Genomic DNA, 13012 nt, shown 5'->3' with positions numbered 1-13012 from the left:
GAAAGTAGGTCATCGTCAGGCTCTTACAGCCCCAACCGCCCCCAGTACCATTTGGTATTGGGGGCGTTTGCTTTGGGGGAATGCAAAGCCTGCGGGTCGCCGGGGCCAGGCCCCGGTTGCGGGCCAGCCAGGCTTGCGTTTTTGCTTCTTCGTCCACCATCTTTCTCCTCCCTTCGATCACCATGCAGCTGCAAGACATTCTGTATTCCCAGGGCTTCGGTACGCGGCGCGTGTGCGCCGGTTTGGTGCAGCAGGGGTGGGTGGCCGTGAGCACCAATGGGGTGCATGGTGACTACCTGCCCTGCACCGAGGCGGCGGCCGACTTCGATCCCGAGGGCTTGCACCTGCGTGTGCAGGGGGTGGACTGGCCGTACCAGGAAAAGGCCTATGTGCTGCTGCACAAGCCGGCGGGCACCGAGTGCTCGCAAAAGCCATCGACCTACCCGAGCATCTACACCCTGCTGCCGGCACCGCTGCGCCAGCGCCCGAGCAAGACGGCCGTGCAGGGCATCCAGGCCGTGGGCCGGCTCGACCAGGACACCACAGGCATGCTGCTGCTCAGCGACGATGGCCAGTTCATCCACCGCATGAGTTCGCCCAAGAAGCATGTGCCCAAGGTCTACCAGGTGACGACCAAGCACCCTGTGGACGAGGCCCAGGTCCAGAAGCTGCTGGCCGGCGTGGTGCTCGATGACGATCCCAAGCCCGTGCGTGCCGCGGCCTGCGTGCAGGTGGACACGCACCGCCTGGACCTGACGCTGACCGAGGGCAAATACCACCAGGTCAAGCGCATGCTGGCTGCCGTGGGCAACCGCGTGGAGGGGTTGCACCGCTCGCAGATCGGCAGCATGCCCTTGCCGCAGGATCTGGCTCCCGGCCAATGGCGCTGGCTCAGTGCGCAGGACCTGGAGGTGCTGGTGGCCTCGCCGCTCTGAATGGTGCGCAACACGGTCCGCAGGTCGGGAAATCCGTGAAAAATACGGAACTTCCTTGATCCAGGGCTGCTCCCTGTGCAGATGTTACGCCTTGCGGCATGGATGCCGGACTCCCGGCGCTACACTTGCAAACTGTCTTGAAAGTGCTTGGTTGTTTGTGAAGATCTCTTTTCCCGTGCGCGCACGCGCCGCCCTGGCCGCTGTGGCCCTGCTGTGGGGCGCCAGTGCGGCAGCCAGCGCACAGACGGCGCCGCCTCCGATTTTTGTGCTCAATTCGCTGGAGGCCAACGTCAGCGTGATCGACCCGCTGACCTGGACGGAGACCTCGCGCATCCCCACCGGCAAGGAGCCGCACCACCTGTACCTCACGCCCGATGAGCGTTCGCTCATCGTGGCCAATGCGCTGGGTGATACGCTGACCTTCCTGGACCCGCGCACAGCGCAGGTGCAGCGCACGGTGCGCGGCATCGTCGACCCCTACCACCTGCGCTTCACGCCCGACATGAAGTGGCTGATCACGGCGGCCAACCGGCTCAACCACGTGGATTTCTACCGCTGGGACGGCAAGGAGCCCACGCTGGTGGCGCGCGTGAACACCGCACGCACCCCGAGCCACATGTGGATCGACAGCCGCAGCACCACGGTCTATGTGTCCATGCAGGACAGTGACGAGCTGGTGGCCATCGACATTGCCACCCAGGTGGTCAAGTGGCGCATGAAGACCGGCCCCATGCCGGCCGACGTCTACGGCACCCCCGACGACAAGCATGTGTTCGTGGGCCTCACGGGCGGCGACAGCGTCGAGGTCTTCGATGTCTCGGGCCGGGAGCCGCGCAGTGTCCGCAAGATCAAGACCGGCAACGGCGCGCACGCCTTCCGCGCGGCGGGTGACGGCAAGCACCTGTACGTGAGCAACCGCGTCGCCAATTCGGTCAGCAAGATCGACATGGCCAGCATGGCCGTGGTGGACAGCTACCCCGTGCCCGGCGGGCCCGACTGCATGGAGGTCTCGGCCGATGGCCGCTGGATCTACGTGAGCTCGCGCTGGGCGCGCAAGCTCTCGGTGGTGGACACCGAGGCCAAGAAGGTCGTGCGCCAGGTGCCGGTGGGCAAGTCCCCGCACGGTGTATGGACGCTGCAGCACGCTCCGCGGTAGCCACTGCATGAGCCCCAGGCGCCTGCGGGCCCTATTGCTGCCCCTGGCCCTGCTGGCAGGGGTGCCTGCCGGCCAGGCACAACAGACCGGCGACAGCCGCTGCGCCAAGCCCGTCTACCTGACACTGGACACAGGCCACATGGAAGTGGCCCCGCTGATGGCCGCCGTGCTCAAGCGCCAGAACGTGCAGGTGACCTTTTTCGCTGCGCAGGAGCGCACGAAAGAGGGCGATGGCAGCCTGGGTGAGCACTGGGCGCCCTGGTGGCGCGCCCGGGCTGCCGAAGGCCATGCCTTCGCCTCCCACACCTGGGACCACACCTACTGGCGTGCCGACCTGGGCAGCGCCGCCAACCCTTCGTTCAAGGTGCGGCCTTCGGCCGGCCCGCGCGCGGGGCAGGATTTCACGATGACCGCGGCCGAATACTGCGCCGAGATCACCAAGGCTGCGGACCGCCTGCAGGCCATCACCGGGCAGAAGCCGATGGCGCTGTTCCGCGCCCCGGGGGGCAAGACCTCGCCCCAGCTGATCGCCAGCGCCAAGGCCTGCGGCTACACGCATGTGGGCTGGTCGCCGGCGGGCTTTCTGGGGGACGAGCTGTCCACCGCGCAGGCCAGCAACGAGGCGTTGCTGCGCAAGGCGCTGCGCGACATCCGGGCCGGCGACATCCTGCTGGCGCACCTGGGCATCTGGTCGCGCACGGACCCCTGGGCGCCCGCCGTGCTGGAGCCCCTGATCGTGGGGTTGAAAGAGCGTGGTTTTTGCTTCAGGACACTGCGCGAGCACCCGGACTACGCTACAAAGACCGTGCGCTGATGCACGGCACATACGGCGACAGCAACAGGAGCGGCTAAGGCAATGGAGTGGTTGAGCGCGGTATTCGACGGAGCGCAGCAGTGGCTGTTCGAGACGGTGGTGCAGCCGCTGATGTTCGCGGGCGGCCTGGGCAACCTGCTCGAGGACGGCTATGACGCCACCGGCTGGCTGCTGGTGGGCCTGTTGCAGCTGGTGGTGATCATCGCCATCATCGGTCCCATCCAGCGCTGGCGCCCGGTGGAGCCGGTGACTAACCGCGCCACCATCCGCACCGACATCCTCTACACCCTGCTGCACCGCCTGGGCCTGTTCCGCGTGGGCCTGTTCTTTGCCATCGACCCGTTGATGGATGCGCTGTTCGGCGCGGCACGCATGTCGGGCATGAGCACCTTCCACCTCGACGGCCTCTGGCCCGGTGTGACCGACGTGGCCTGGGTCAGCCTGTTGCTGTACCTGGTGGTGTTCGACTTCGTGGACTACTGGATTCACCGTGGCCAGCACCATTTCGAGTGGTGGTGGAAACTGCACTCGCTGCACCATGCGCAGCAGCAGATGACCATGTGGAGCGACAACCGCAACCACCTGCTGGACGACATGCTGCGCGACACCATCCTGGTGGTCGTGGCCCAGCTCATCGGCGTGGCGCCGGGGCAGTTCGTGGCCATCGTCGCCATCACACAGCTCAGCGAGAGCTTCCAGCATGCCAATGTGCGCCTGTGGTTCGGCCGCGTGGGCGAGCGCCTGTGGGTGAGTCCGCGCTTTCACCGTCTGCACCACAGCATTGGCATCGGGCATGAGACCGTCAAGCCCGCCGCCGCGGGCGAGAAGGCCCCGCGCGTGGTGCTGGGTGGGCACAACTTCGGCGTGCTGCTGCCCTGGTGGGACATGCTCATGCGCACCGCCAACTTCGAGCAGCGCTACGACCCTACGGGGGTGCGCGACCAGGTCGAGCCCGGGCCCGATGGCCGTGTGCGCGACTATGGCCGCGGCTTCTGGTCGCAACAGTGGCGCGGGGTGCTGCGCTTGATCGGAAAAGCCTAGCTCCGCTGAGAAGCAACGCTGCGCACCAGGCCCCAGGCCACTTCGGCCACGGGTGCCAGCGCACGGTTGGCCCGGCGCACCAGCACGATGGCGCGCTCCACGCGCGGTGTGAGCGGTCGCACCTCCAGGCCTTGCAGCCCCGCCGGCGGCAGCGCCAGCGTGGGCACGACCGAAATCCCCAGGCCGGCATCGAGCATGCGAAAGATGGTGGTCACATGGCCGACCTCCTGCGCCACGGGCGCCTGCACGCCATGCCCGCGCAGCGCATCGTCGATCAGCCGGCGGCTGCCCGAGGCATGGTCCAGCAGCACCAGCGGCTCACCGTGCAGCGCGGCCCAGCGCACGCTGCGCTGGCGTGCCAGCCGGTGCGTGGGCGGGCAGACCAGGCAAAAGGGCTCGGAGAGGATGGGCTCGGCATGCAGTTCGTCGCTGCGCCCCGGCTCGGGCTCGATCACCACGCCGAAGTCCACCTCGCCCGAGAGCACGCTGGCCAGCGCATCGTGCTGCATGCGGTCCAGCAGCAGCAGCTCCAGCCCCGGGTGTTCCTGGCGGCAGCGGGCGATGCACTCGGGCAGCAAGTTGGCCGACAGGGTGGGGCTGCTGGCCACGCGCACGCGGCCCTGGCGCTGCGTGGCCAGGCCGCGCACGTCCAGCAGCATGGTGTCCAGATCTTCCAGTACGCGCTGCAGGCGCACGGCCAGGCTGCGGCCCGCCTCGGTCAACACCACCTCGCGCGTGGTGCGGTCCAGCAGCTTGATGCCCAGGTGCTGCTCCAGTTCGGTCACGCAGCGGCTCACGGCGGGCTGGGTCAGGCCGACCTGGTCGCCAGCGCGGGTGAAGCTGCTGTGCAGGGCCACGGCCTGGAAGACGCGCAACTGGCGCAAACTGGGATTCATGCGGAGAAATTATAAATTCATCAAATCAATCCATTTCTCTTTGGTCGGCAAACACGGTCCAATCGGTAGGTACCGTTTTTCAATGGGCGTTCACGCCCCTGCACCCATGGCCCGCTCCCGCCTGCTTCCCGACAATTTCACGCTCTACCTCGTCGCCACGGTCATCACGGCCAGCCTGCTGCCGGCGTCCGGGGCTTTCGCCAAAGTGCTTGAAGTGGCCACCACGGCGGCCGTGAGCCTGCTGTTCTTCCTGCACGGCGCCAAGCTCTCGCGCCAGTCCATCCTGGCCGGCATCGGCCACTGGCGCCTGCACCTGGTGGTGGTGGCCAGCACCTTCGTGCTGTTCCCGCTGCTGGGCTGGGCGCTGCGGCCCGTGCTGGAGCCGCTGGTCACGCGCGACCTGTACACCGGCATCCTCTACCTGTGCGCGCTGCCGGCCACGGTGCAGTCGGCCATTGCCTTTGTCTCCATGGCGCGCGGCAACATCCCTGCGGCCGTGTGCAGCGCCTCGGCGTCCACCCTGCTGGGCGTGGCCTTCACGCCGCTGCTCGTGGGCCTGCTGATGTCGCAGAACGCCGCCATGGGTGATCCGCTGGCCGCCATGGGCCGCATCGGCGTGCAGCTGCTGCTGCCCTTTGCCATCGGCCACCTGCTGCGCCCCTGGATCAGCGGCTTTTTGCAGCAGCGCGCGGCCGTCATGAAGGTGGTGGACCAGGGTTCCATCCTGCTCGTGGTGTATGCCGCCTTCAGCCATGCCGTCATCGATGGGCTGTGGTCCCAGGTGCCCCCCACGGCGCTGGCCGGCCTGCTGGCCGTGTGCGCCGTGCTGCTGGCGCTGGTGCTCACGCTCACCACCTGGAGCGCGCGGCGCCTGGGCTTTTCCAAGGAGGACGAGATCACCATCGTGTTTTGCGGCTCTAAGAAGAGCCTGGTCAGCGGCGTGCCCATGGCCAACGTGCTGTTCGCTGCCAATGTGGCGGGCGCCATCGTGCTGCCGCTGATGCTGTTCCACCAGATGCAGCTCATGGTGTGCGGCGTGCTGGCGCAGCGCTATGCGCGGCGCGAGGCCGCGGCCAACACGCCTGCCGTGCCTGCCACCTCGGCGGCGCAGTCCAAGGCCTGAGCCCTGCTTCGCAGGTGGTAAGGTCGGGCGCCACGCCTGTGCGTGGCGTTTTCCTTTGTGGGGTGGGTGGCAGCAGCATGATGAGCAAGAACAGTGCGACGGGCATCGGCCTGGTCGCCGTCCTTTTGTGGGGCGCGGTGGTGGGATCGATCCGTGGCCTGAGCGAACACCTGGGCCCGGTGGGCGGCGCGGCGCTGATGTATTCGCTGGCTTCGGTGCTGCTGCTGGCCACGGTAGGCCTGGGCCGGGTGTGGGAGTTCCCGCGCCGCTACCTCGCCTGGGGCAGTTTGCTCTTCGTGTCCTATGAGCTGTGCCTGTCGCTGTCCATCGGCTATGCGAGCAATGCGCGCCAGGCCATCGAGGTCGGCATGGTCAACTACCTGTGGCCCAGCTTCACCCTGCTGGCCGCCATCGTCTTCAACCGCCAGCGTGCCAACGCGCTCATCGTCCCAGGCTTTATCCTGTGCCTGCTGGGCATCGCCTGGGTGCTGGGCGGCGAGAAAGGTCTGGACCTGCCGGGCATGGTGCAGAACGTGCAGCTCAACCCCCTGAGCTACGGCCTGGCGTTTGCAGGCGCGCTGATCTGGGCGGCATACTGCGCCGTCACCGCCCGCATCGCGGGTGGCAAGAACGGTGTCACGCTGTTCTTCATGCTCACGGCCCTGGCGCTGTGGGTGAAGTACCTCTTCTTCGCCGACGAGGGGGCTATGCAGTGGAGCCTGCAGGCCGCCCTGTACCTGGCGATGGCGGCAGCCGCCATGGGCTTTGGCTATGCCGCGTGGAACGTGGGCATCCTGCACGGCAACATGACCATCCTGGCCGGTGCCTCGTACTTCACGCCGGTGCTGTCGGCCGCGCTGGCGGGGCTGCTGCTGCGCACGCCGCTGCCCTGGTCGTTCTGGCAGGGCGCCTGCATGGTGTGCGCCGGCTCCATCGTGTGCTGGCTGGCCACCCGGGGTGCCAGGCCAAAGGCGGCGGCTGCGTGATGCCGGCCACGGCAGGGGCCGCTATGCTCCGGCCTCGAAGGGCCTGAATGGCAGGCCCGAAAAGGAAAGGAGCCCGCCGCCATGCCCCTCGCCCCTGTCTCGGCCACCCTTCTGGCGCAGGCCCAGGTGGCCTATCGGCTGCATGAACACGCCGAGGCGCACACCACACAGCAGTTCATGGCGCTCGGATTTCCGGTGCAGCAGATGGTCAAGACCCTGGCCTTCCAGGCCGGCGACGGTGGCATCGTGCTGGTGGCCTTGTGCGCCACCGACGCGGTGGATTACGGCGCCGTCGCACGGGCCGTGGGCACCTCCCGCGCCAAGCTCACCCCCTTGGGCGAGGAGTTGCTGCGCGAGCGCCTGGGCATGCAGGCCGGCGGGGTGGGCCCGTTCGTGCAGCAGGACGGGGTGCGGGTGCTGGTGGACCGCCTGGTGCCCGCGTTGCCGGCCGTGTTCTGCGGCTCGGGTGAACGCAGCAGCACGCTGGAGGTGGCGGGCCAGGCCTTTTCGGCCATTGCAGGGGCCGTGCTCGGGGATTTCGCCAAGCCTGCCGATGCGGCGGTGAAGGGCCCCTAGTGTGCTGTCCCACAAATAAGTGGTACTAAAACCGCGTCTTTCACGCCATGGCTGCGTTGCAAATCCTCGCGATAGCACCGGCTATCGCTGCGGTTTGCGCCTTGCCATGGCGCGAAATCCATCGGTTTTATTTGTACCACCTATTTGCGGGACAGCACACTAGCGCCGCAAGGATGTCATCGGCAGAAGCCGGGGCTCGCGGTATGCTCGCGCGCATGGGATTACTGCTGGACTCCTTCTGGCGCGCCGCCGCGTACTGCATGCGCCCGCGCGTCATCGCCTTGTCGCTGCTGCCTTTGCTGCTGATGGCGGCGCTGGCCTTCGGGCTGGGCTACTTCTACTGGGATGCGGCGGTGCAGAGCATGCACTCACTCCTGGAGAGCTCGCCCATGCTCAAGAATTTCTGGAGCTGGCTCGAAGGCTGGGGCCTGGGCCGGGTGGTCGGGGTGCTGGCGCCCATGATGGTCATCCTCACGGCGACGCCGGTGCTGGTGGTGGTCTCGCTGCTGCTCGTGGCCGTGCTCATGACGCCGGCCCTGGTCACGCTGGTGGCCGAGCGGCGCTTTCCCGAACTGGTGCGCAAGAAAGGCGGCTCTTTCTTTGCCAGCCTGGCCTGGTCCGTGGGCTCCACGGCCATGGCGCTGGTGGCGCTGGCCGTGTCGGTGCCGCTGTGGCTGGTGCCGCCCCTGGTGCTGGTGCTGCCGCCGCTGATCTGGGGCTGGCTCACCTACCGCGTGATGGCTTTCGATGCGCTGGCCGAGCATGCCAGCAAGGAGGAGCGCAAGCGCCTGTTCGAGCGCCACCGCGCCAGCCTGCTGGGCATCGGCATCATCACCGGTTACCTGGGCGCAGCGCCCAGCATCGTCTGGGCCTCGGGCGTGCTGTTCGTGGCGGCCTTCGCGGTCCTGGTGCCGCTGGCCATCTGGATCTACATGCTGGTGTTCGCTTTCTCGTCGCTGTGGTTCACGCATTTCTGCCTGGCGGCCCTGCAAGAGCTGCGCGAAGACGATGTGCGGGCCACCATGCCCGTGCCTTCTCGCCTGCCGCTCGACACGCTGGCCCCCGCGCCTGCTATTGAAGACATCGCACCGCCTGCGGCCAGCCTTGCGGCCCCCGGAGCCCTTCCTACCGATCCCCGCACCCCATGACCCCCACCTTCGGCCTCATCATCGTCGGCGACGAAATCCTCTCGGGCAAGCGTGCCGACAAGCACATGCCCAAGGCCATCGAGCTGCTCGCCGCGCGCGGCCTGTCCCTGTCCTATGCCGACTACGTGGGGGACGACCCGGCACGCATCACGGCCACCTTGCAGCGCGCTTTCGCCTCGGGCGACGTGGTGTTCTCGTGCGGCGGCATCGGCGCCACGCCGGACGACCATACGCGCCAGTGCGCGGCGCGTGCGCTGGGCGTGGACCTGGCGCTGCACCCCGAGGCCGAGCGCCTGATCCGCGAGCGCATGCAGGATGTGGCGCGCGAGCAGGGCCTGCCCTACGAGCCCGAGCGCCACGACAACGTGCACCGGCTCAACATGGGCATGTTCCCGGTCGGCGCAGAGACCATTCCCAACCCCTACAACAAGATCCCCGGCTTCAGCTGCGCGAGCCCGGGCGGGCAGGGCGGGGCGGTGCATTTCGTGCCCGGCTTTCCGGTGATGGCCTGGCCCATGATCGAATGGGTGCTGGACACCCTGTATGCCGATCATTTCAACCGCACGCCCCAGACCGAGCATTCGGTGGTGGTCTTCGGCGCCATGGAGGCCGCACTCACCCCGCTCATGGAGCAGATCGAAAAATCGCACCAAGGTGTTCGGGTGTTCAGTTTGCCCAGCGTGGATCATCCACAATACGGGCGGCATATCGAGCTGGGCGTCAAAGGCCCGGCGCAGGCGCTTCCCGCGGCATGGACGGACCTCAAAAAGGGTCTGCACGAATTTGGTGCAGAACTCGGCCCCGAAATGGTGCGCAACCTGTGATGTGCAATGGGGGTGATTGCAATGCACCAATATTGTGCACTCAAGCGCCACCGAAGAAGTCCGGACCGGGCTGCTGCTCCGCGATAGTGCGGTAGTTGCACCCCGCTGGCACGCAAACTGCTTTTATTTCGGCAAATTCTTTTTTCAACAAGCGCTTTACCCAGGAGAACCTGATGGCCAAGACCGTTGCAGACGTGATGAAGATGGTGAAGGAAAACGAAGTCAAGTTCGTTGACTTCCGTTTTACCGACACCCGAGGCAAGGAACAGCACGTGACCGTGCCGGTTTCGCACTTCGACGAAGACAAGTTCACGTCAGGCCACGCATTTGACGGTTCGTCGGTGGCTGGCTGGAAGGGCATCGAAGCCTCGGACATGCAACTCATGCCCGACCCCAGCACCGCCAACATCGACCCCTTCTTCGAAGAAACCACGCTGTTCCTGCAGTGCGATGTGATCGAACCCGGTGACGGCAAGGCCTACGACCGCGATCCCCGCTCCATCGCCAAGCGCGCCGAAGCCTACCTCAAGGCCTCTGGCCTGGGCGACACCGCCTTCTTCGGCCCAGAGCCAGAATTCTTCATCTTCGACGGCGTGCGCTGGTCCAACGAACCCGGCCGCGTGTTCAGCGAGATCGAAGAGTACGAAGCCCCATGGAATTCGGGCGCCAAGCTCGAAGGCGGCAACCGTGGCCACCGTCCCACCGTCAAGGGCGGCTACTTCCCCGTGCCTCCCGTCGACAGCACGCAAGACATGCGCGCCGAGATGTCCCTGATCCTCGAATCCCTGGGCATCCCGGTTGAAGTGTTCCACCACGAAGTGGCGGGCGCTGGCCAGAACGAAATCGGTACCAAGTTCAGCACGCTGGTCGAGCGCGCCGACTGGACCCAGGTCCTGAAGTACGTGGTCTGGAACGTGGCCAACGCCTACGGCAAGACCGCCACCTTCATGCCCAAGCCCTACGCTGGCGACAACGGTTCCGGCATGCACGTGCACCAGTCCATCTGGAAGGACGGCAAGAACCTGTTCGCAGGCGACGGCTACGCCGGCCTGTCGGACTTCGCGCTGTACTACATCGGCGGCATCATCAAGCACGCCCGTGCCCTGAACGCCATCACCAACCCCGGCACGAACTCGTACAAGCGCCTGGTGCCCGGCTTCGAAGCCCCAGTGAAGCTGGCCTACTCGGCCCGCAACCGCTCGGCCTCGATCCGCATCCCTTACGTTGCCAACCCCAAGGGCCGCCGCATCGAAGCACGCTTCCCCGATCCATCGGCCAACCCCTACCTGGCCTTCTCGGCCCTGATGATGGCCGGTCTGGACGGTGTGGAAAACAAGATCCATCCCGGCGAAGCCGCCACGAAGGATCTGTACCACCTGCCTCCAGAAGAAGACAAGCTGGTGCCCACCGTCTGCCACAGCCTGGACCAGGCCCTGGAGTACCTGGACAAGGACCGCAGCTTCCTGACCAAGGGCGGCGTGTTCACCGACTCCATGCTCGACGCCTACATCGAGCTGAAGATGGGCGAAGTCACGCGCTTCCGCATGGCTCCCCACCCTGTCGAGTTCGACATGTACTACTCGCTGTAATCGGCCCTTCCAGGCGGTTACACCCCCAAAAGGCGGCGCAAGCCGCCTTTTTTCATGGCGCCGGCACAACACCGGCTGCGGAACCAACCGTGGCTGCGGTGCCTCTGTAGAACTGGGGCGCTGTGCCTGCAGCCTTGCCCCAGGCCCGCCGCCGGCGCCCTGGCCCGGTTGGAAACCCCCATGGCCGCGGTACTTGCGCAATTGGCGATGCGGGGTGATTGGGGGATACTCTCTGGCTATCCCCTGCATAAGCTGCTGCGCGAGGAATTTCCATGAAGAAGACTGTCACCACCCTGTTGTTGCTTGCCGCCCTGGCCCCGGTTGCCGGCTGGGCGCAGGACCGCATCTACCGCTGTGGCAACGAGTACACGAACAACACCACCCAGGCCAAGGAGCGCGGCTGCAAGCTGGTCGAAGGCGGCAACGTCACTGTGGTGCAGGGCTCGCGCCCTGCCGCCGCGGCGGGCGGTGCCGCGGCGCCTGCCGGGGGCAGCGCGCCCTCGGCATCGCCACCGAACGCGCCGCGCGTGAACACCAACGACCAGAAGGCCCGCGATGCCGATGCGCGCGCCATCCTCGAGTCCGAGCTGCGCAAGGCCGAGGCCCGCCATGCCGAACTGGTCAAGGAATACAACGGTGGTGCGCCCGAGCGCAATGCGCTCGATCTGCGCAACCCGCAGCGCTACATGGAACGCACGGCCGAACTCAAGGCCAGCGTGGCCCGCAGCGAGAGCGACATCGCCGGCATCAAGCGCGAACTGGGCCGCGTTGCTCCCGCCAACTGAGCCCGATCGACCCTGCGTGTGAGCACACCCCCCGACACCTCCAACCCGTCCGAAACCGAGCGCTTCCATTCGCTGGACCTGATGTCCACGCTGGTGGCGGTGCTGCGCATCGATGGCGCGGTGCTGTTTGCCAACGCGGCCCTGGAAAACACCCTGGGCCTGTCGCGCCGCACGCTGGAGGGCGGGGATTTCTCCGGCTTCTTCACCGACCCGGCCCTGCTGCAGACGGCCCTGGCCGGTGCCCGTGTGCAAGACTTTGCGGCACTGCGCTACGAGGCCAGCTTGAAGCGCCTGCACCAGGAGCCCGTGCCCGTGCATGTCAACGTGGCGGCGGCCGAGCAGGCCGGTGAGATCCTGGTGGAGCTGTGGCCCCTGGAGCAGCAGGCCCGCCAGGACCGCGAGGAGCGCCTGCTCGACCAAGCCCAGGCCAACAAGGAACTCATCCGCAACCTGGCCCACGAGATCAAGAACCCGCTGGGCGGCATCCGCGGTGCCGCGCAGCTGCTCGAGATGGAGCTCGAGAGCCGCGAGCTCACCGAGTACACCCAGGTGATCATCCACGAGGCCGACCGCCTGCAGAGCCTGGTGGACCGGCTGCTGGCCCCGCACCGCCACCCGCATTTGGTAGGCGACGTGAACATCCACGAGGTGTGCGAGCGCGTGCGCTCGCTGGTGCTGGTCGAGTACCCGCATGGCCTGCGCGTGCAGCGCGATTACGACACCTCCATCCCCGAGTTCCGCGGTGACCGTGCGCAGCTCATCCAGGCACTGCTCAACGTGGTCCAGAACGCGGCGCAAGCCCTGTCCGAACGCGTGGCCGCAGGCGATGCCGTGATCACCCTGCGCACGCGCGTGGCCCGACAAGTAACCTTTGGTCGCCAGCGCTATCGGCTGGCACTGGAATTGCATGTCATCGACAACGGACCGGGCGTACCCGATGCCATCAAGGAGCGTATTTTTTACCCTCTGGTGTCGGGTCGGGACGGCGGATCGGGGCTGGGGCTCACGTTGGCGCAAACCTTCGTACAACGGCACCATGGATTGATCGAATGCGACAGCGTACCGGGTCGCACCGACTTCCGCATCCTGATCCCCTTGCCCTGAGGTCCCTGACGACACGCAACCACAGGGAAGGTAAG

The 13012-nt window shown here is 66.7% G+C and carries 13 protein-coding genes; 12 read left to right on the top strand and 1 reads right to left on the bottom strand.

Features of this window, described 5'->3' with window-relative positions:
* Positions 1 to 182: 182 nt before the first annotated feature.
* From AC3WOH_RS32055 to AC3WOH_RS32040, 4 genes are all read left to right on the top strand, one after another.
* Positions 183 to 935, top strand: coding sequence for a pseudouridine synthase (locus AC3WOH_RS32055; protein WP_492233381.1), 753 nt, complete (start codon positions 183 to 185; stop codon positions 933 to 935).
* Positions 936 to 1092: 157 nt separating this feature from the next.
* A complete protein-coding gene (locus AC3WOH_RS32050; protein WP_492233380.1) occupies positions 1093 to 2091 on the top strand; it encodes a YncE family protein in 999 nt (332 codons plus the stop codon).
* Positions 2092 to 2098: 7 nt separating this feature from the next.
* Entirely contained in the window at positions 2099 to 2905 is an 807-nt protein-coding gene (locus AC3WOH_RS32045; RefSeq protein ID WP_492233379.1) for a polysaccharide deacetylase family protein, read from the top strand.
* Positions 2906 to 2947: 42 nt separating this feature from the next.
* Positions 2948 to 3946, top strand: coding sequence for a sterol desaturase family protein (locus tag AC3WOH_RS32040; RefSeq protein ID WP_492233378.1), 999 nt, complete (start codon positions 2948 to 2950; stop codon positions 3944 to 3946).
* On the opposite strand, the gene AC3WOH_RS32035 is transcribed toward AC3WOH_RS32040, so the two are convergent.
* Positions 3943 to 4842: a LysR family transcriptional regulator gene (locus tag AC3WOH_RS32035; RefSeq protein WP_492233377.1), complete on the bottom strand. Its 900-nt coding sequence runs from the start codon at positions 4840 to 4842 to the stop codon at positions 3943 to 3945. The two genes, AC3WOH_RS32040 and AC3WOH_RS32035, sit on opposite strands and share 4 nt — an antisense overlap.
* A gap of 106 nt (positions 4843 to 4948) precedes the next feature.
* On the opposite strand from AC3WOH_RS32035, the gene AC3WOH_RS32030 reads away from it, so the two are divergent.
* The 8 genes from AC3WOH_RS32030 to glnL all read left to right on the top strand — a co-directional run bounded on the left by AC3WOH_RS32030 (position 4949) and on the right by glnL (position 12977).
* Positions 4949 to 5965 (top strand): bile acid:sodium symporter family protein, encoded by a 1017-nt coding sequence (locus AC3WOH_RS32030; RefSeq protein WP_492233376.1) that lies wholly within the window; start codon positions 4949 to 4951, stop codon positions 5963 to 5965.
* Positions 5966 to 6042: 77 nt separating this feature from the next.
* A complete protein-coding gene (gene yddG, locus AC3WOH_RS32025) occupies positions 6043 to 6951 on the top strand; it encodes an aromatic amino acid DMT transporter YddG (protein ID WP_492233375.1) in 909 nt (302 codons plus the stop codon).
* Between the two features lie 81 nt (positions 6952 to 7032).
* Entirely contained in the window at positions 7033 to 7527 is a 495-nt protein-coding gene (locus AC3WOH_RS32020) for an aminoacyl-tRNA deacylase (protein WP_492233374.1), read from the top strand.
* 215 nt (positions 7528 to 7742) lie between these two features.
* Positions 7743 to 8675 carry an EI24 domain-containing protein gene (locus AC3WOH_RS32015; protein ID WP_492233373.1) on the top strand — a complete coding sequence of 311 codons (933 nt, stop codon included), beginning with the start codon at positions 7743 to 7745 and terminating at the stop codon, positions 8673 to 8675.
* Entirely contained in the window at positions 8672 to 9499 is an 828-nt protein-coding gene (locus AC3WOH_RS32010) for a competence/damage-inducible protein A (protein WP_492233372.1), read from the top strand. The genes AC3WOH_RS32015 and AC3WOH_RS32010 overlap by 4 nt, the downstream gene beginning before the upstream one ends.
* 173 nt (positions 9500 to 9672) lie before the next feature.
* Positions 9673 to 11088 (top strand): type I glutamate--ammonia ligase, encoded by a 1416-nt coding sequence (gene glnA, locus AC3WOH_RS32005; protein ID WP_184862116.1) that lies wholly within the window; start codon positions 9673 to 9675, stop codon positions 11086 to 11088.
* A gap of 272 nt (positions 11089 to 11360) precedes the next feature.
* A complete protein-coding gene (locus tag AC3WOH_RS32000; protein WP_492233371.1) occupies positions 11361 to 11873 on the top strand; it encodes a hypothetical protein in 513 nt (170 codons plus the stop codon).
* Positions 11874 to 11954: 81 nt separating this feature from the next.
* Positions 11955 to 12977: a nitrogen regulation protein NR(II) gene (gene glnL / locus AC3WOH_RS31995; RefSeq protein WP_184862492.1), complete on the top strand. Its 1023-nt coding sequence runs from the start codon at positions 11955 to 11957 to the stop codon at positions 12975 to 12977.
* Positions 12978 to 13012: the final 35 nt, after the last annotated feature.

This window comes from Acidovorax sp. FW305-C-20-28, assembly GCF_058783375.1.
The sequence above is the reverse complement of the archived record's forward strand: the minus strand, read 5'-3'. Positions and strand labels throughout refer to the sequence as shown.